The organism is Pseudomonas sp. 34 E 7, from assembly GCF_900005715.1.
In the GTDB taxonomy this organism is placed as follows: Bacteria; Pseudomonadota; Gammaproteobacteria; order Pseudomonadales; family Pseudomonadaceae; genus Aquipseudomonas; species Aquipseudomonas orientalis_A.
Genome location: NZ_CVTX01000188.1, coordinates 85,259 through 102,286 on the forward strand (window position 1 = coordinate 85,259; position 17,028 = coordinate 102,286).

At 49.8% G+C, this 17,028-nt stretch carries 18 protein-coding genes and 1 pseudogene; 1 reads left to right on the forward strand and 18 read right to left on the reverse strand.

Annotated features, from left to right (window positions below):
- Nucleotides 1-15: 15 nt before the first annotated feature.
- Nucleotides 16-381, forward strand: coding sequence for a hypothetical protein (locus tag BFP96_RS26475; protein WP_065937317.1), 366 nt, complete (start codon nucleotides 16-18; stop codon nucleotides 379-381).
- A gap of 382 nt (nucleotides 382-763) precedes the next feature.
- Here the strand turns inward: BFP96_RS26475 and mobI are convergent, their stop codons facing one another.
- The 18 genes and pseudogenes from mobI to BFP96_RS26570 all read right to left on the reverse strand — a co-directional run bounded on the left by mobI (nucleotide 764) and on the right by BFP96_RS26570 (nucleotide 16,173).
- Nucleotides 764-1,225, reverse strand: coding sequence for a conjugative transfer protein MobI(A/C) (gene mobI / locus BFP96_RS26480; protein ID WP_065937318.1), 462 nt, complete (start codon nucleotides 1,223-1,225; stop codon nucleotides 764-766).
- A 497-nt stretch (nucleotides 1,226-1,722) separates the two neighbouring features.
- A complete protein-coding gene (locus BFP96_RS26485; RefSeq protein ID WP_065937319.1) occupies nucleotides 1,723-2,088 on the reverse strand; it encodes a hypothetical protein in 366 nt (121 codons plus the stop codon).
- 92 nt (nucleotides 2,089-2,180) lie between these two features.
- Complete coding sequence (locus BFP96_RS26490) at nucleotides 2,181-3,104, reverse strand: AbiJ-NTD4 domain-containing protein (protein WP_065937351.1); 924 nt, start codon at nucleotides 3,102-3,104, stop codon at nucleotides 2,181-2,183.
- 151 nt (nucleotides 3,105-3,255) lie between these two features.
- Entirely contained in the window at nucleotides 3,256-4,413 is a 1,158-nt protein-coding gene (locus BFP96_RS26495; RefSeq protein ID WP_083216696.1) for an HNH endonuclease signature motif containing protein, read from the reverse strand.
- 402 nt (nucleotides 4,414-4,815) lie between these two features.
- Entirely contained in the window at nucleotides 4,816-5,115 is a 300-nt protein-coding gene (locus tag BFP96_RS26505) for a hypothetical protein (RefSeq protein ID WP_065937322.1), read from the reverse strand.
- 17 nt (nucleotides 5,116-5,132) lie between these two features.
- The gene (locus BFP96_RS26510) at nucleotides 5,133-5,477 is read right to left on the reverse strand and encodes a hypothetical protein (protein WP_065937323.1); all 345 of its coding nucleotides are present in this window, start codon (nucleotides 5,475-5,477) and stop codon (nucleotides 5,133-5,135) included.
- Between the two features lie 817 nt (nucleotides 5,478-6,294).
- A complete protein-coding gene (locus tag BFP96_RS26515) occupies nucleotides 6,295-6,555 on the reverse strand; it encodes a hypothetical protein (RefSeq protein ID WP_065937324.1) in 261 nt (86 codons plus the stop codon).
- A 102-nt stretch (nucleotides 6,556-6,657) separates the two neighbouring features.
- Nucleotides 6,658-6,927, reverse strand: coding sequence for a hypothetical protein (locus BFP96_RS26520; protein ID WP_065937325.1), 270 nt, complete (start codon nucleotides 6,925-6,927; stop codon nucleotides 6,658-6,660).
- 158 nt (nucleotides 6,928-7,085) lie between these two features.
- Nucleotides 7,086-7,373 (reverse strand): hypothetical protein, encoded by a 288-nt coding sequence (locus BFP96_RS26525; protein WP_065937326.1) that lies wholly within the window; start codon nucleotides 7,371-7,373, stop codon nucleotides 7,086-7,088.
- 181 nt (nucleotides 7,374-7,554) lie between these two features.
- Nucleotides 7,555-7,973, reverse strand: a pseudogene (locus tag BFP96_RS26530) (Fic family protein); the annotation flags it as partial.
- Nucleotides 7,974-7,979: 6 nt separating this feature from the next.
- Nucleotides 7,980-8,243, reverse strand: coding sequence for a hypothetical protein (locus BFP96_RS26535; RefSeq protein WP_065937327.1), 264 nt, complete (start codon nucleotides 8,241-8,243; stop codon nucleotides 7,980-7,982).
- 66 nt (nucleotides 8,244-8,309) lie between these two features.
- On the reverse strand, nucleotides 8,310-8,822 hold the full coding sequence (locus tag BFP96_RS29765) for a DUF4468 domain-containing protein (RefSeq protein ID WP_083216697.1): 513 nt from the start codon (nucleotides 8,820-8,822) through the stop codon (nucleotides 8,310-8,312).
- Between the two features lie 156 nt (nucleotides 8,823-8,978).
- On the reverse strand, nucleotides 8,979-9,380 hold the full coding sequence (locus BFP96_RS26545; RefSeq protein WP_004577405.1) for a hypothetical protein: 402 nt from the start codon (nucleotides 9,378-9,380) through the stop codon (nucleotides 8,979-8,981).
- A 248-nt stretch (nucleotides 9,381-9,628) separates the two neighbouring features.
- Nucleotides 9,629-10,927 (reverse strand): hypothetical protein, encoded by a 1,299-nt coding sequence (locus BFP96_RS26555; protein WP_065937329.1) that lies wholly within the window; start codon nucleotides 10,925-10,927, stop codon nucleotides 9,629-9,631.
- A 133-nt stretch (nucleotides 10,928-11,060) separates the two neighbouring features.
- The gene (locus tag BFP96_RS26560) at nucleotides 11,061-11,627 is read right to left on the reverse strand and encodes an isochorismatase family protein (protein ID WP_065937330.1); all 567 of its coding nucleotides are present in this window, start codon (nucleotides 11,625-11,627) and stop codon (nucleotides 11,061-11,063) included.
- Nucleotides 11,628-12,776: 1,149 nt separating this feature from the next.
- Entirely contained in the window at nucleotides 12,777-13,625 is an 849-nt protein-coding gene (locus BFP96_RS30705; RefSeq protein ID WP_139113454.1) for a hypothetical protein, read from the reverse strand.
- Nucleotides 13,622-14,815, reverse strand: coding sequence for an AAA family ATPase (locus BFP96_RS26565; protein ID WP_065937331.1), 1,194 nt, complete (start codon nucleotides 14,813-14,815; stop codon nucleotides 13,622-13,624). Before BFP96_RS26565 ends, BFP96_RS30705 begins: the two co-directional genes overlap by 4 nt.
- Entirely contained in the window at nucleotides 14,812-16,173 is a 1,362-nt protein-coding gene (locus tag BFP96_RS26570; RefSeq protein ID WP_065937332.1) for a DUF262 domain-containing protein, read from the reverse strand. Before BFP96_RS26570 ends, BFP96_RS26565 begins: the two co-directional genes overlap by 4 nt.
- Nucleotides 16,174-17,028: the final 855 nt, after the last annotated feature.

The following is a 17,028-nucleotide window of genomic DNA, read 5'->3' on the forward strand; positions in this document are numbered from 1 at the left end:
AATCGGAGCAGCACCATGGAATTTCGTCACCTTGGTAACGGGCAGTACTTCCCACCTATTGCACCAAACGGTCGGATTTATGCTGTACCTCTTGGGCAGGAAACCCAGGTAGAAGTTTTCTGCCTGACCCCGGTAGGCATCATGGGCGCGGGCATCCAATCGCACTGGTCAGAAATCGTTGGTTGTTACTACAACGACGAATCATGGGAGATCATCCCGCGCAATTACTCGGGACGAGGAATGCGCTTCCTCAGAAGCCTATCCTGCATCATGGTGATCGCAGGCAACGAGGCCTTCAAGACACACATCCAGGGCTACCCCATCCCCATGTGCGTAATGAACCGCATTTCATTCGAACAGCAGCGAGGCCGTGAGGGATAGCGCGTTACAGTCACAACCCGCTACGCGACACGGGTACCAGATAGGCCGGCACCTACCAAAGATTATTTTATGAAAGTGAAGACTTTCACTACTAATACCGATCACAGTTGGCCGACTGACTTGGTCGTAAGCGTCACTGCTAATAGCAAATACGGCCTGCGCCCCCCCGCGTGCACGGGCCTGCTAGCTGACAGCGAGTAGATTTAGCGCATTACACTGCTTATAGCCCACACCCGACGTCTGTCCCGACCAAGCGCAGCAACATGTCTCGCCGGAGTTCACTGCTGATACGAGAAAGCCCCGTCAGACCAAGCTGCACAGGGCTTTCGGGTATTGAAGTCGGTTCAGATCCGTTTTGCACTGCTTATAGTATGCTCAGCCTCTACGCCTCCGAGCAGAGGTCGCCATGATCAAGCGCTTGATATCTAGACAGCTTTTTCTCATAGGCGACCAACGTCCGACGCAGCTGACGATTCTCACTGGCGATGCTGCGAATCTCAGCCAGACGCTCCTCAACCTGTAAAACGAGGACACGGTAAGGGGATTTAACAAACTCAAATGAGGAGGCTGGGTATTTGTGTTTACCGTTGCCTTTGGGAATAGTCAGGGGCGCGAACTTGTTTTTTTGCCCTTGCAGTGGCACCAGTTTACACCAGTAGATCGAGTACGCATTCGGGCTCGTTTGCTTGATTGAAACGGCAGCCACGACAGATTTAACCCCAGTCTTTTTGTATATCTTCATGGACGCATCTATATAGCTTGCGGCCAGGCATCTCGCGTCCGCAAGCAACTGCTCGTACTGCTGATCCAGCAGGGTGACTATCGTCTGTGCTTCTTTACTCATGGCCAAGGCTCTCTTCGCTGTAAGAGCCAAAATGGTGACCGATCGCTGAGCCCCCGGAATTCGATTTCAGACCGTTCTACCGTCGGAAATCTAACGAAGTGGGTGGACTGGCTAACGCTGTCATCCTATCTCGCGTCAGATGATCGACGGATGACGACATGTCAGTCGCAAAAAAATAACGTGCAAAGGATGCACAATAGATGACGACGGCAGCCTTTACTCTGAGCGGAACAAGATCAACATGTTAAAAGCAGATGATAGCGAGCGGGCCTGTATCCCTGCCTAGCTGCAACTGGCCGACTTCTGCAAGTTACGACAGGCAGAAATCGGCCAAAAGCCGCCGGTCGGGTCAGGCGACTTCCGACCCGCTTCCGTCATTCAGAACTGGCTAATTGGCAAAAGTCAGACAATTGAACGCGTCTATGAAATCAGGGGCGATTCAAAGTGACGGTCATGCACTATTTGCGCTATGGCGAAATTATAATTAAGTCGCCCTTCTATGTCTGACGCCCATCAGAGTTCAGAATGCCGTTAGAAACCTCGTTATCTATCTCCATCTGGTCCAGAAACGCTCTCTCAGCCGCATTTGGTAATTTGTACCGATAAATAACGTCAGTAACATCTTTGATGTCCGCAATGCTCCGATCAATGTTTACAGACGCCTCAACTAATTGCTCCAGGTGAGCAGTAGTCGATTGGAACCTTTGACTTTGGTCGGCACTTATGTCGTGAAGAACTGCAGTGGTCTGAATGAGCGACGAAATTCCGGTCTTTACTTGGGATACGTTGAATAGGATTCCAAACTCAAGGATGCATATCACCCCCAAGAGACCAGCAATGAGTCCTAGCAAAACTTCAACCATGAGATTCTCCTGTCAATCATCGTGGGAGCGATCAGAGCGCCCTGGTACTGCTAAAAGCCCAATCCAGGGCCGGTGGTGTGCAGCGATTTTTCCTATCGTTCGATGCCGTTGATCCAACCCCGTCTGAGTAGGAGTTGAATAAACGCAAACAGCCGGTGAAACAGGTAATCAACATGGTCTGTATGGATAACCGGCACTTGACGCTTTTCGTAATGGCGAATGAGGAAATTGTTGCCTATATCGGTCAGTTGTTTCGCTTCGAAATCAAGCATCGTACGGAAGGCGGGTTCGCTAGCAGTAGCGTCCAAAATCATCGAGATCGATCTCTTTTTATCTGCATCAGCAAGCGATTTCAGCCGTTCAAATGCATCCCATAAACGCTCAAGTGCTTCCCGACGAATGATCGGATCTGGTGAGGAAAACTTCGCCCGAGACTCTTCGAGACCATTGTCCAAGATCTTATCGCCTGTTCGGAAGACTGCTCTACTAAGCGTCTCACGCAAAATCAGAGGCAATAGACGTACGACTCGCCCATTGGATTGCAACTCGTAGGCTACTCCGCATCGTGCAAATACACTGTTAACGTCTGCCATGAACTCAAACTGGCCTTCACTCTGATTAAAACCCAGGTGATTATGGTTGTGATAATCGTGACGTTTGACTACGAAAGGCTTCGCTACCACTGCATGCACATACTCTACGAAATCGAGAATTAGCAGTGTTGCTGGTGCCATTGGAATTGGGGACCCAAAGCTAAAATCAGGATCTGTCTGAGTAGTTTGAAGCGGCCATTCTAAGCCTGGCATCAAGGCCCTGACATTGGCCCCTAGGGCTTTCTCATCAGTACCATAAGGAGCGGCTCCATCGGGACAATTCACCGGAAAGCGGAAGCCAAAACCACCATTGGCTATATATGCCTGAACCACAGCCACAATACCGGCCCAAGCAACCGGCGATATCTCCTGATCTATACGAGGAACAGGCCCGCTCTCGCGATCACTGAAGTAGTCCGTCACGTTGTTCTCTCCCATGCTAGGACGCTAAATGGGCGCCCTTATACTCACTTGGCCCCAGTTTATTAGGCCAGGGATTGAGGGTGCAGCTGAGCGTTTTCCTTCAGCCTTCGGCTTTACCGGCGGTCAGAAAGTAATCGGTCCGTATTTTGCGTTACGCAGGCCACCAATCGTCTTCGCTTTCAGGGGACATTGCGTACTTTATTGCAGGAGTTTTATCAACATAGCAGGAAGGCTGCGCCATCAATAACGGACTACCCCTAACATACGAACCATCGTTATTCGTAGGTTCAACACTCATAACTCTGAAATAAATTATAAATCGGTATTTCCGTCCGAGCCTAAGGATTGCTGAACAAGACATCAGATAATTAGGATCAATTAACCATTCAATCAAAAGGTCTTTGCGACGATACGTTGCTGTAACTGCGCTAGCTGACTCAGCAATGGGCATTAGCACACTTTTAGAGGTAACGCCGCCAATAAAGAACGCTATTTCCCCCTCAGTTTTTTTCAAACGACAAAATCCGCCCTTGGACTCTTCTTGCAGATCAACAAACTGAACTCTAGTCGCTACTTTCTCAAGAATTTCCTTATAGTGTTCGGCCTCGTAATGCGTAATATAATCAAAGAGATAGTTTCTGCCAGAGTAATTATCCCTAACATACTTCTGGTCGAATGATCTTCTATTATTCAGGATTTTAGCATCCTGCAATGACCGAGTGTATCTCGTTTCCGGAATCTCACCCAAGACCTGTAAACTTAATTGCTCCATGCGTCTAATATTAATAAAATCAACCGTATGCTCATTAACCTCGATCAGTTGCGCCGCTCTTCTCGCATTGGCCTCTTGTACTTCCACTTCCCAAGCAAGCTTGCTTTTTCTTAGATTTACAGCGGTTATCTTCATTGTTAGCCCAGCGCCATGCGCAAGATCATGGTCATTTGGGCACAAAACAATGAGATTATCGTAAGAGTTATCTTGCGTCTCAGCATATGGAACTATATGGTGGATTATATAAGACCTACCTTTGTCGCCTTTGCAGAGACAACATAGGTAGTTAGAGCGCCTCAAAAGCAACTCTATTATTTCTTGTGGTATGGCTCTGCGCTTTATGCAGACTCTAATCTCCTTGACCTCTTCATGAGTAAATCCGTAATTACTGACCAGATCCTGCACTTTAAGGCTTCGAATTGTCTGGAGGTTTAATCCCTTATCCTGAGCTCGGGTGGCTAGGTCTAGGCTGACGCCGTATCCGAGCAATTTGCTCCTAATGTAATCTTCAGATGACATACGTTCATTTTTGTTCATTAGACGGGTTCCACCCACTCGATATCGCCGAGAATAATGCGCTGCTGATTTTGCCTGACTTTGCAGACGCGAAAATCAACATCCTTCTACAGGCTCAGCCCAGCATTTGGCTGGGCTTGGGCGGTAACGCGATTTTTCCTACCTTAGGGGGACTGATGCTTCTCCATATAGCGAAGCACCTCGAATCGATCAGCATGGACCAAGGCGCATGCTGAATAATCACCTTCCCAAACAGCCGTAGACCAAGCTCCCTCTAGCCCTGCATGCCAGAATGCTCCCCATTTCCCATTTGGTAGCTCCAGCAAAAGCCATTCTGGAAATGGACACTTCCGTGCAAGGCTCAAAACATATACGTCATGATGCGGTTCGCTCGGCATTCCCATACAGTGTTGCTCCTCTTTCCTAGATATCTCGGCCTTGCAGCTGGGCAAGCCGCGTATCATGGGCGCTTTGGAAAGCGTTTTGCAGTACAGCGCCCTGCTGCCCCGTGAGCGCACCCTCATCATCCAACCCTTCAATGTGCCCGTCAGCCCGACCGTGGGCATAGGCCAGCCGGGTTTCCGTTGGTGCTGATTCGATGAAGTTCAGGTGCTGCAGGGCCATCATGTTGAGGTTGTCGCTCAGCCGCAGTACCTCAATTGTCTTGCGCGGAATATCTGGGGTTGTACCGAAGCGGATGCTGCCTGCTAGGTCATTACTCATGGATTAGCTCCGTTTTCCTATTCGACTTCAATTTCTTGAAGCTTAAAGTAACGCTCTCCAATTTTTAATGCTGGATACGCAAGGCAATTCGAATAGACATCGCTGTATTGAGTCATGGGATCTTGAATGTCAAACGCGATGCATCCCGCAACAGATCCGTAAGGTCTAGCGTTCACTAGGTGCAGCAATTGAAGTCGATCTGTGGATTCACCATTTTCCGCAGCTAAGGCCATCACTGCTTGCTTCAATGTTTCGGTCTGGCCATCGGCAATTTCCATGATCTTTGATAAGTTTTTTCGGGATGAAAAACTTGCAGTCCCTATTCTGTTCAGGTCTATCTGAGCCAACGTAACTAACTCCATAATACGTTCTCCTGCAGCAGTTGTTGTGGTAATACGTTTTCCGTCAACTTTTCGTTGCTCGATCTTTTGAGGCCGAAAGGCGCTCGTCGCGTCACAGATCGAGCCCTCCTGCGCGGTGCACGGTCGATCCGTCCTCGGTCAGGGCAACGAGGCCTACACTGGCCGCTTGTCTTCGACCAACTCAAAATAGTTGTGTTGAACACAGCGCACGGCACCCTCGATCACTGTGCCATCGTTCAGCCTGATACGAGCGCGGGAAAGACCAGGTGCCTTGAGTAAAGCAACACCGACTTCCGAAGGCGTGACTGTAAACGAGTAACAGCTATGCATGCGCTGCATCACGACTGAATATTTCTGAGGCTCTGATGTTCGCCCCAACTCGCCTGGCTGACCGTAAATAAGAGTAAGCTCCACCTTCCCTGCATTGACACTCATAACGACCTCTGACGTTCTATAGGCACGCAAACAGCACCTCTCTACCGCCTCGGCCCAGCGCGAGGGCTGGGCTTGCGCGATGCTATTTTCCGAGCTACTCGGGTTTAGTTGGACGGCCATTTTCAGCCTGATGGAGCAAGGCTACCAACAGGCCGCGTAATGCGTCATCACTGCGTCTTTTACAATCAGCTTTGTACGCAGTCCACGCTCCCCCATGCCGAACCTCAGCCGGGGGATAAGACACATCATGTTCAGCCTGGCGGTAGGCATCGAGATAAGCCAAATCGGGGCCGGTGAGGAGGATGGTCATCGATTCCGGTAACGGAGTTGGACGTTTTTTTCCAGGGGCACTCATGGAATAGGTTCCTTGTCTGATTTCCCATCACTCAGCCGGATCAACCGGGATACCCACCCGCTCGCACTCGCCTTTGTCAGGCAAAAAATCAAACCCTATTTCGGGACCGTACAGTTCGTCGCATTCAGTGGAGGATGAAGACTTAAGGCGGCGTGCTCGAAGTTGCTTACCATCCTCGGTGCAGATTCCCTTGCCAGAAAGGTCGATAAATACCAACGAGCCCTGGGTAAGCGAACCATCGTTATCGCGATAGTGGCCTCTGATACTACGAACACGGATGTTGGTCATGAGCTTTCCTGTCCAATTCTGGGATGCGAAAAGCATCCCTCTTTATGCGCTTAGCCCACACTTGCGGGCTTGTGGATGCAACGGACATTCCGTTACTGGCTTTCACATATGAGGGGATGGGGATCTGGCGCCCAGGGTCTCGGCGCGCACGACGGCCATGGAGCCAATCAGCAGATTGAACGCACCGCGCTCCTCGACGCTGATCAGCGTCGGGTGCAGCGCCTCTAAGCGGGCATACAAGGCCGCCTGCTGCGCCTGCCCGGCCGCCAGGTCGGTGACCTGGCCCAGCGCTGCAATGGCCTGATGCATGGCGATCAGGTCGGCCAGGCGGGAATGCTCGAAGCTATTTGGCGAAGTCGGGTCGTTGCTCATCGACGGGGTTCCTTTGCAGATACGGAGGGGGTTGGTTCTACTGCCGCTGCCAAGCAGATGCTGGGCTTGAGCGGGGTTTTCCATTGTGACTGTGACTGTCGGTAGCCGACTCGCTGAATCGGCTCTCGTCAGGCCCCGCCTAAGCAAGGCGTGCCGAATCACTCCTTGATCAGAACGCCCCAGTTTATGTCGTCACGTTCTTCAACAACGATATTGATGCCGCAGAAAAGTTGTTCTCCAACGCGGGTGTAGCTGAAGAGACGCGTCTTAACGACATCTTTCACGCTGACATGCCCCTCCATGGCAGGGACATTTACGAAATCCCCAACGTTGGGTATGAGAGCGAAACCCGATTCACTTTCAAACTCTACGCCGACGACATCTCCGTCATCCGAAGGGCGCTGATGGCCTGCGTGCAGTTGCTGATAGTCGATGCTGTACTTCACATTTCTCTCCTTGAATTGGAGTACACAACGTGCGTCCCCCTTTACGGCCCCAGCCCAGCATGGGCTGGGCTTGGGCGGTACCGCGATTTCCTTTAATCGGACGCTAATCCCATGTGCATGACATAACACGGCCCGATAGCTGCACTTTTCTTAGCATTCCAAAGGTGCTCCAGCTCCCGTACCAAAGGTAGGGGAACAGGAACTCGATTGAGTGCCGCGAAAGGTTCAGGGATACCGGCTTGCGTCCGTCGAGGGTGATCAAACCCTCTTTCGCCATCTGGCTCAACAGCCCCCGGGTAGTGAGCTCCCCAACGCCAAGGCTGGCCTGCAGCTCGGCACGTGGCTGGTCGCCCATATAGAGCAAGGTTTTGTAAACGTCCCTGGCCTCAATCCGGAGCTCTAGCAGTGCATTGCCCTTGCCGTCTGAAAGCGCGCCACGACTGCGCATCTCGAAGTACACATCGATCCTCTCGCCCAGCTTCTCCGGATCAAGCTGAGCGCTGAAGTAATGAATCTGGTCCAGCGCAGTTTCGGTGAAGTACCGGTCCAGCGCATCAAACTACTATCCGACAAAATGCCGCGACCATCCTGGTCGCTTTTCCATTGTCAGTTGATATGGATCTCGGGGGAGCCGGGAGCTTCGCCAAACGATGCCTCAAAAGCTGCCCGCGTCTCATCCAGAGTGGCCAGCAATTCTTTGCCTTTTGCCTGCTCCAGGCCACCACAGAGGGTTGCACCAGTGATCAGCCCCAAGGCGGTCACATAGCAAAGGTTCGCGCCATTCTGGTTGTTGCCATCCACCGCATTACGAAACTGAACCAGCCCCCCCGCAAGTGTTCGAGAGAAAATCTGCGCGTTAGCCTGTTTCATGCTTTTTTCCTTTAAATAAGTGGCGCCGGTTCTAACCACCTATCACGGGCCTGGTCTAGAGAGACGTTAAAAGTCGTTCAGCTTGTCGAGTTTCCCCTCTCCTCGGAGCGATTTTCCTAAGCTGGCGTCGATATCGTTGAACTGATCAACGATCTGCGGGTAATCGCGCTTGGGGGGAAGGGTCCAGCCGCAACTGGACGGATGGGGTGCACCAGCAACCAGCTCGAGTTGGAGCCGGGCCCGGCCATCCTTTGCGATGAAGTATATGTCGTAGTTCGAGTAGCAAGGCACGCCGGTAACAATCAAACCATCCGTGCTCAGCATCCAGCTCGAAACGGCCTTAGCGATCACCGCGCCTCGTTCCTTGTCCTCAACCCGAGAGATGAGCTTGCTGTTCTGAAAGGATACTGCGAGGAAGTCATTCGCACGAGCGAACAACTGTGCTTTGCTCGCCCCTGCCACATCGTAGTCGTAGAGGAACTCCCGCTTCTCAGTGGTGATAAGCAGTTGTTCCTGAGGCGTCGCCACGCACGCAACGAGTAACAAAGTGGCTGTAGCTGCGAATAACGTCTTGAACATGTTCTGATCGTCCGTGGTGACGCCTGGATTAGCGTCTAGGGTAACTCTAGAGGTAGACGCGAAAAGGGCATCGCTCTAAGGCCTCGGCCCAGCGCGAGTGCTGGGCTTTTGGTGTACCTAGGCGGCAGATCCGCCGCGCTTTCCTAAACAATCGACTTAGTCTTCAGCACCGTAGTACGCATTACATTTGGGGCACATCCACTTTCCTGCAAAATGAAAGTCGGATGACACATTTGAAAGACGCACCCGCCGCTCGCCGACGTCCCAACAGGAGGTGCAAAATCGTCCCGTCTCACCTTCAAAGCTGTAGACACCTTCGTTTGTATATGTAGGCTGCCCCACAGCCTTCTGCTTGACCTGTGCTTGGAGAAGGACGATCTGTTCCTGAGCTGCAGCCAGCTTCATTTTGAGTTCGCCAGATTCAAGCTTTGCGTCCCCAAGAGCCGAGTGCAGATCCGCGACGATCATCTTGAAATCAGCGTCGCCAACTTTTTTGGCCAAATCACGAAGTTTGTTAGAAGCGTCCAACGCCTGCTGCAGAATTGCGATGATATCCATAGATTTCCTATCAGTAGTCCTGCAAATCGTAAGTCCCGCCAGAACGTGCCAGTAGCTCACGAATTTGTTCCTCGGTAGCAGGCTCATCAGGGCCGACTGTCCACTTCCAATACTCGCTCAGGACCACCCAATTGTCCCCGATGACCCAAGTTATCGGCCACTTACCGTTTGGATCAATAAGGCGATACCCAGCCTCTGTTAGAAGATCTTCAAACCCATCAGCCACGATCGTTTTCCTACGAGTAGGTTCAGCTTTTTTCAGCGCTCGAAAGAACAGGTTTGGTTTTCGCCAATTTTTTCGGATCGATTTCGAGCATCGAATCGCCAGTTTGCAGCCGAATTGCAGATGCACTCCCAACCAGTGCCGAGGCCAACTGATCGGCTGGATGCACAAGGTTTTCGACCGACTCCTGCTGAGTGTCAAAAAGATTTTTAGAGAGAGACTTCAACAGTTCGGTTGGCATTCCAGAGCCTTTGACCTCTTTCCATTCCAGATTGGTTTCGACTAACCAGCTTGCTCTCTCCATATCCAATTCAAATTGCTTCAGCGAAAACTCTGAGTGCATGTGCAGCTCGAACCAGCGATTCATCCAGCGGATCGCGAATAGGATCGAACCCACTGTGCCCGCCGTGAACGCTATCTGTTTCACAGTTGTAATGATTAGGTGTTGAGAATCAAGGGCCTGAAACTGACGATAAAGCTCCCAGGTAGTAGAGATTGTCATGGTGACGAAAAATATGATCAGCAGGGACATTCCTGCAGCAATAGGTTTGCGCAGTTTATTTGTCCCTTCAGTGAGGGTAAACACGCTCTGGCGTGCTTTTATCTCACGAAGAATGTCTCGCCGAATTTCTCGCCTGGCGTGGGTGTTGCTCTTGTCATCCAGCTCTTGCTTCTGTTTCTGCAGGCTGTCCCGTTCGTCGGCGATCTCGGCGATTTTCTGGGCGTGGATCTCCTCCAACTTCGTGGCTTTGGAGGAATGCTCAGCGTCTAGCCGTGATCGGTGCTCGCTAAACTCCTGATCCAAGGCACTGCGGTATTCATGTGTTTTCGAGATCAGCTCTTCGTTAAGCAGTTCGAGCCGCTCAAGAGTGCTGTTATGAAGTGTTTCAAGCTTTGCTTGAGCAGCGTGGTTGCCCAGCTCAGTACTTGGGCTAAACGCTTTGAGCTTTTTGTTGATCAGCTCAACCACTTCCAAGATAAGGCCAATATCAGGCAGTTGCTTATGTTGGTAAGAGTTTGGGTCATGCGACAGAGTGATTTTGCTGAATATCGCATTGTTCGGGCTACCATCTTCTCCGTTTCTGCTGTAAGTGATGAACAAGCCTTCAATCGTTATTCCGGCTGAATATATAAGCGCAGAATTCTTGGAGAGAAGCTGCTTCAACTCGTCACTTGGATTGCTCAGGTCTTCCGTACCAAGGGTTCCGAATCCGATGGTGCTGATCTTGACTGTGTCGACACCGCTTAGCGCACAAACTCTCCCAAAGAAACTCAGGATGGTCTTATCGGTGACCCGAGGAATGTGTATTACCTGTGATTGCATGGCGTCCGTACTCTAGTAGTCAAATTTGATTTTTTACGTTGCTTCCACGGACTGAGGCAAGCGCTGTGCTGCCGACGCAGCGGGCGAGTGAAGTAGGTCAACTGCTGCCGCATCTGTGGATGCCTACATAACTTCATAGGGTGAGCTGTGCGACCACTTCGTCCGATGACATGACATCGGCATACTCATCACCGAGTATTGCCAAGGTCAGTTCATGAACGGTTGTGGCGTCCCAGGACTTTCCATGCGCCCCGACGACGGGCACGGCTGTCGTGGCATCTGAGGGAATGATGATGCTGTATCCGAGTGCTTTTCCCGCACGGACAGTGGCGTCTATGCTGTTATGAATTACAACGCCTGTCAGTACCAAACGCTTTACCTGCATCCCTTTAAGAATGGCATCCAATTCGGTGCCGATGAAGGCGCAATTTTCATGTTTGATGATGATGGTCTCTCCCTTTATCGGGGCAACGTCTTTCTTGATGCCATTCCACGGGCCATGGACGTAATAGCTGGATGTAGGAGTCTGTTCATCGTGCTTCACGTGAAGAACTGGCCAGCCGTTTGATCGCCAGTGGTCGAGAAGGCGCTGGATCACCGCTACATACTCAGGATTATTTTTGCCATCCCAATTCGGGCGATCAATGGCATCCTGAACATCAAGGATAACAAGGGGGATAGGGCTGGGTTGATCCTTCATGTAACCTTATCTCCTTTAGGTGGGGCCAGTAGACTGAGTGTGCTGCAACGAGTCTCTACCAGCAACTGATTGCAGGCGAAACCTGCCTGAGAACTACCCCTTCGTGATGATCCTCTTGCTTAGGCAAGGTAGGTCAGTACATGCGCACCTACAACTCAACTACGGGTTTTCTGGTAATAGTGCTGCAAGGACAGGAAATGGCGACACCCGACAACCAAGAAGGAACTTAACTTCCAGGCACTGATTAGGCTCTTACAAGCACGGGCTCTCGAATTGGAAACACTGGATCGCAGTCACATTATTCGAGTGATCGGGATCGACGCAACGCCCCCGAAAAGCTTTCGAGACGCCTGAAGGTGGCAGTGCCGACCGCTGGGGTGTGGCAGCATGCCTCGGACCTGCGCTCTACCAAGCAATACGATTCACGCGCGATTAACAGGCGTTGGGCTTGCCCAACCTTGCGCGGTACACACACACGCTACGAAGAACTAAGACATCGTTAATCTAGCGGACGAAGAATCTGAGAGCTGTCTAACTCTTGCCTGGTCATACATAGTTTGAAAGCGCCGCCGGATACCTGGAGGACGAGGTCGAGATGCCCTAGAAATAGCGGGACTTCAGTTGTGGGTTCCGGGTTCAACTATGAACATCGATATAGCGGAAAGCGAGTATGCACCCTCGGTTTTCTAGGCAAAAAGCCTCCATCATTGTTAGTAGCTCCTGGTCGGTAGCTTTCGCTTGCCTACGTCCGCTTTTGGCCGAGGCTGTGTAAAAACGTTTTTGAGCACGTCAGGTGCTCAAAACTGGACTGGAAATCGCGTTTCTACGCGAAATCCACATCTGCAGACGTGCCGATAAATTTCAGATTTAACGTAGACGCGGACACTTCAATTTTGGCGAAGCGTTTTTACACACTCTGGGCCGATTGCTGCCGGAGACAAATGGCAGCTATTGGCCGGCTTTCGTCGTTCTGACGGGCGGAAAGCGGCTAATAGTGAGCATCAACGGACTGCCAAACATATCGACTGATAAGATGTAATCACCAGAGCAAAATGCCGAAAAACGACTTAAGTACATACAATAAAAGACGCCTTTTACAACTAAATCATCTAAATGAGGGCGAACGCTCCAGCACCATTATGGCTCGGTTCAAAGGTGTCTACCTGCGTGACCGACCAGAACTTTGTCAGCAAAACTGTTATGGCCACGCGGGCAAAAGTAAATCCTATGGTAATAATATTCGGTATCACCCGGCGCGTCGGAGCTTTCGAGCTTCATATGAGGCTCGCACAATACAGACTCAAAACGCTCTGAACCCAACGGGAAGGAAAAAGTAAGAATAGCTTTACGGTCGCCATCACCTTCCAAGGTGGTAGGGCATCGACTTTGAGTTGAGAATGTTCTCAGTAATGCAGGCAAATCACCACCTATCGCATCACCCCAGTTATCATTTAAAGAGGCAAGGCAGCGTGTGATAATTCCAGAGTAAGCGCTATGCCCACCGTCAAAAGTATTCATGCATCCAGGAAACTTATTGCTGAATTTTAGCCTTGGAAAAGCTATTGAAAAATCCGCATAAAAATCTTCAACTACTTTTTCGTTTCGTGTCAAATCCAGACGAACAAAATTCACCCAATCCTCTTTTTTTTCTAGTTCACATTCCGCTCGACTGGAAATTAGCCCAATTGTTCCAATTATTGACGCGTCAGCAAGGTTCTGATGATTAAGAATCGGAGATTGGTCAATCATCGATCTGAATGCGAAGAGGCAGTCACGAGAGAGATGGCTTTCAGCGGCACCGTAAATCAAATCACAAAGGGCAACACCTGGAAATATTTCCACTTCGTAAAGCGACTCTTCCTTTCGTACAACCTCTCCAGACTCCACTATATCTGTGTATAGCTTTATCAGTCGCTCGGAAAGCTCTTCAAATTTTTCTTGTTGGAGTGTTTCCAGTCTGAGATATCTATCTGTTTGGTGGTGTACAAGCCGAGTCATTTATTTGCTTCCATAGAAGCTCTTTTAGCTCTCCGTGCAGCCATTAGCGCTGCAAGGTCAGTTCCTTGCTGATCAAAGAAACCGCGGGGCCAAGCGCTTAATTCCGCTAACGCATCCACCAGAATCGACTCAATCTTCGGCTGCGTATCACCATCCAAGGAAGAAAAAAATATCAAGCCAACATCATTGGAGTTTATCAAATCGTTTATGGCAGCAAGGCGAACACCATTGATCACATTTTCGGAGTGCGTCTCGATGACAACCTGCACTCCTGTACTTGCCACTACCGCCAAAAACTGGCCTACTGCAGACTGTGCGGCTGGATGCAGGTGCGCCTCCGGGTTTTCTACGATGAGCATTGCGCCTGGTGGACACAACAGACCGCTAACTATTATCGGCAATACATAACTTATCCCAAATCCAGTGCTGGTTGGAGAAAGAGAGTTCACAGGTGTACCTGTCTTCTCAATGCTCAACCGGACACGATTAATCTCTGGATAGGGGTGAGTGACAAGTTGAATATTTGGAACCAGCAACCTCATCCAACCTTCCAGTTGCACCTTAAATAGATTTGAACCGCTAACAACACACAACTTTTCATCTACTACGTGATTTTGCGCTTCTGCGCGAGCAATAGCATCAGCAGTATGTTCCCCAGTTAGACCGGTAGTAATATAACTTTCATCCGAGACATCACTTAAATCACGAGGACCGTTGCGCTCCGCAATGAGATAATGAAACTGATCAGAAAAAATAGGCAAAAGCCCCGTCTTGTTGAAAATCTCGGTAGAGCGACCACCTTGGTAATGTGCTTGAATTGTGACCTTTGCGTTAACTATATCCGAGACAAATCTTAGCGCTACTGCTGGTGCCTCATTTACTTCCGGGCTGATCTTAATTTCAAGCTCGGCAGACTCTAATTCGTCGTTAGTAAGTCGTAGGCTATTCCCAAGCGCCAAATGATACGGACCATTTAGCTTTATCGGAAACTCTACGTCTGACTCTTCTGCTAAGACGCCAGCGTCGTCTAGCTTGCGCAGTTGATCGGCGGCTTGCCTCATCAAGAGAAGCGTCTGAATCATGCTGGATTTACCAACGCCATTGCCGCCGCAAACTACCGTGATAGGCTTGAAAGGTATTTCGACAGATTTAAAGCATTTAAAGTTTTTTACTCCCAAGCTACCGATCATATGTGCTCCTTACACATGGTTTCAAAAACGCTGAGCGCGTAAAAAATTCTCCTGCGATCATTTGTACCCGATGTCACAGAATCAAAAAGATCTGAGTCACTTTCAAGCTCCTCGGCAAGATAATACGCAAACATTCCGTCCGGAACATTCAGCACCTCATCCGTACTATAATTTGCAAGAGTTAGTGACCATGTCGTAAACAGAGAGCTATTAATTAATCGCCGCCTGGCATCAGGTTCTAAATGCTCTGGCAGGCACTTCCTGAATGCATAGCTACCAAACAAATGAGTTGCGTTAATCATTGCGCTTATAAAGCTCTCCCTGAGAGCTTCAAGAGTATCCTCGGAAGCTTCATTCAAGGTGTCAATTGCTTTATCGAGAAATCGATCCATACTTCCAGAATATTCTTCAAGATAGTTATATTCTGTTAAGCGAAATGCAAGAAAGCGCAGAACCAATTCTTGGTCTTGCATTCTCACGCTTCCTATACTATGGCAAGTCGCCTCTAAAAACTCATCAGAACCACAAAGTTCCTGGATTAAATTTCGCGTTCCAGGAGAAGACATGCAATTTCTGATTTCCTGCGCATTTAAAGGCCTCCCCCCCTGATTGATACGTTTGAATATATCAAATTTAACATCCACAGGTGTCTGCGGATCGATGATATTAACTAAAATCTGAGTCTGCATTACTCGCTTACGATAACGCTGATCAATACACATATTGGGATCTTCGTGCCTGAAATACTTACCCTCTTCGTTTTTTAGATACTCAAGATCTTTAAGTCGCAGCTCATTATTTAAAAACTGCTGAATAACAGTCAATCTTTGCAGCCCATCAACCACCTGCAAAACCCCATTACGATCTTGGGCCATATAAAAAACCGGCAACGGAATTCGTAACATTATCGACTCGATCAAGCGAGATCGTGCTCCAATATCTGTCCAGACAAACTTTCGTTGAAAGTCTGGCGACAAGTTTATGTCGCCTTCTTCTATCATCTCATGAACCAAACTTATATTGAACGGTTTGGTATCAATACGAATACTTTCGGGGTCATAGGGGTAAACAAACTCATCAGACTGAACGGCTTCATCATCTGTATACTCGATGCCGCCACTCTGTTGAATTTCCTCATCGGCCAGATGTGCCAGAAACTGCTCAACTATTTCTTCAGTTGTGGAGTCGATATCATCAGCGATATTGATATCCACACGCCCATCAGAAAATCGGCAAACGCGGATCTTGGGATGCACGGACAACCACTCACGCCGCCCCCGTAGCCTGACTTTGCTCTCTATGAGCTGAACCGAAGTCGGGTCACCATCGGCCATTCGTACGAATATCAACAAAGCCATTTCTCCAAAGCATCATCACACGGGCATTCTAGCTTGCTGAGTAACGACACAGCGAGCGCGCTTACCTTCGATCGAATCTCCGGGTAGGTTATCGTATGACGCCTGTTGGCTGTGGACTCAACCTGTCAACGTAAATGCTGCCAAGACGCGGGGTGGCTGGTTGTAGCCGTCCGCTGCCTACCATGTAAGATAAAATCCTGCTTTCAGCAATCCACGAACCAGTTGTAAAAACGATATCCCCCACCAACCGACACAGCGCAGGTTCCGAGGGTCAATAGAGGCCACCGCCCCTCAACGCCAAGCCACCACTGAACTTTGAACAGTAAAGCGCCCATCAGGATACATGCCAGAACACCCGACGCCAGGCCAGCCAACGCAAATAGACGAGCACCTAACCTTAGGTCTCCGCCATGCCAGTTTTCACTCAGACAAAACGGACAATGATTTGACGAAGGCGAATAGCCCCAGAAACTACGGCTGTATATCGTTCTCGGAACCATCGCTTTGCCACAGTTGTGACAGGTAACCATTGAGTGTCTCATACCGCACCTCAGCTCAGATCGCCCTAAATGAGCCCATGGTGCGTTACCGCTTAAATAACCCAACAGGATCACCTAACAGCTACCTGGCGACCAGATCGCCAGATACCCGATATCATGCAGCCCACGACTAAGACCATTCCCTCGGTGGTTGACGGGCTCTCGTCTTGCCGAAAACCGATAAATTAAGGACGCCAGTTCAACTCCTTAAATAGCCGCTCATCGGAAATGCGTTAGCGGGGGCACTTATGGGAGCACCTTCGCAGACGCCAATTAATAAAGTGAGTTAAAACAGATAGTTATATACGACTATTTA

Bases quoted from the DNA above. Each gene is read 5' to 3' on its own strand.
- BFP96_RS26535 (WP_065937327.1), bottom strand. From the start codon at position 8,243: ATGAAACAGGCTAACGCGCAGATTTTCTCTCGAACACTTGCGGGGGGG.
- BFP96_RS26475 (WP_065937317.1), top strand. From the start codon at position 16: ATGGAATTTCGTCACCTTGGTAACGGGCAGTACTTCCCACCTATTGCA.
- BFP96_RS26545 (WP_004577405.1), bottom strand. From the start codon at position 9,380: ATGGATATCATCGCAATTCTGCAGCAGGCGTTGGACGCTTCTAACAAA.
- BFP96_RS30705 (WP_139113454.1), bottom strand. From the start codon at position 13,625: ATGACTCGGCTTGTACACCACCAAACAGATAGATATCTCAGACTGGAA.
- BFP96_RS26520 (WP_065937325.1), bottom strand. From the start codon at position 6,927: ATGAGCAACGACCCGACTTCGCCAAATAGCTTCGAGCATTCCCGCCTG.
- BFP96_RS29765 (WP_083216697.1), bottom strand. From the start codon at position 8,822: ATGTTCAAGACGTTATTCGCAGCTACAGCCACTTTGTTACTCGTTGCG.
- mobI (WP_065937318.1), bottom strand. From the start codon at position 1,225: ATGAGTAAAGAAGCACAGACGATAGTCACCCTGCTGGATCAGCAGTAC.
- BFP96_RS26560 (WP_065937330.1), bottom strand. From the start codon at position 11,627: ATGAAGGATCAACCCAGCCCTATCCCCCTTGTTATCCTTGATGTTCAG.
- BFP96_RS26495 (WP_083216696.1), bottom strand. From the start codon at position 4,413: ATGAACAAAAATGAACGTATGTCATCTGAAGATTACATTAGGAGCAAA.
- BFP96_RS26485 (WP_065937319.1), bottom strand. From the start codon at position 2,088: ATGGTTGAAGTTTTGCTAGGACTCATTGCTGGTCTCTTGGGGGTGATA.
- BFP96_RS26510 (WP_065937323.1), bottom strand. From the start codon at position 5,477: ATGGAGTTAGTTACGTTGGCTCAGATAGACCTGAACAGAATAGGGACT.
- BFP96_RS26505 (WP_065937322.1), bottom strand. From the start codon at position 5,115: ATGAGTAATGACCTAGCAGGCAGCATCCGCTTCGGTACAACCCCAGAT.
- BFP96_RS26565 (WP_065937331.1), bottom strand. From the start codon at position 14,815: ATGATCGGTAGCTTGGGAGTAAAAAACTTTAAATGCTTTAAATCTGTC.
- BFP96_RS26570 (WP_065937332.1), bottom strand. From the start codon at position 16,173: ATGGCTTTGTTGATATTCGTACGAATGGCCGATGGTGACCCGACTTCG.
- BFP96_RS26555 (WP_065937329.1), bottom strand. From the start codon at position 10,927: ATGCAATCACAGGTAATACACATTCCTCGGGTCACCGATAAGACCATC.
- BFP96_RS26515 (WP_065937324.1), bottom strand. From the start codon at position 6,555: ATGACCAACATCCGTGTTCGTAGTATCAGAGGCCACTATCGCGATAAC.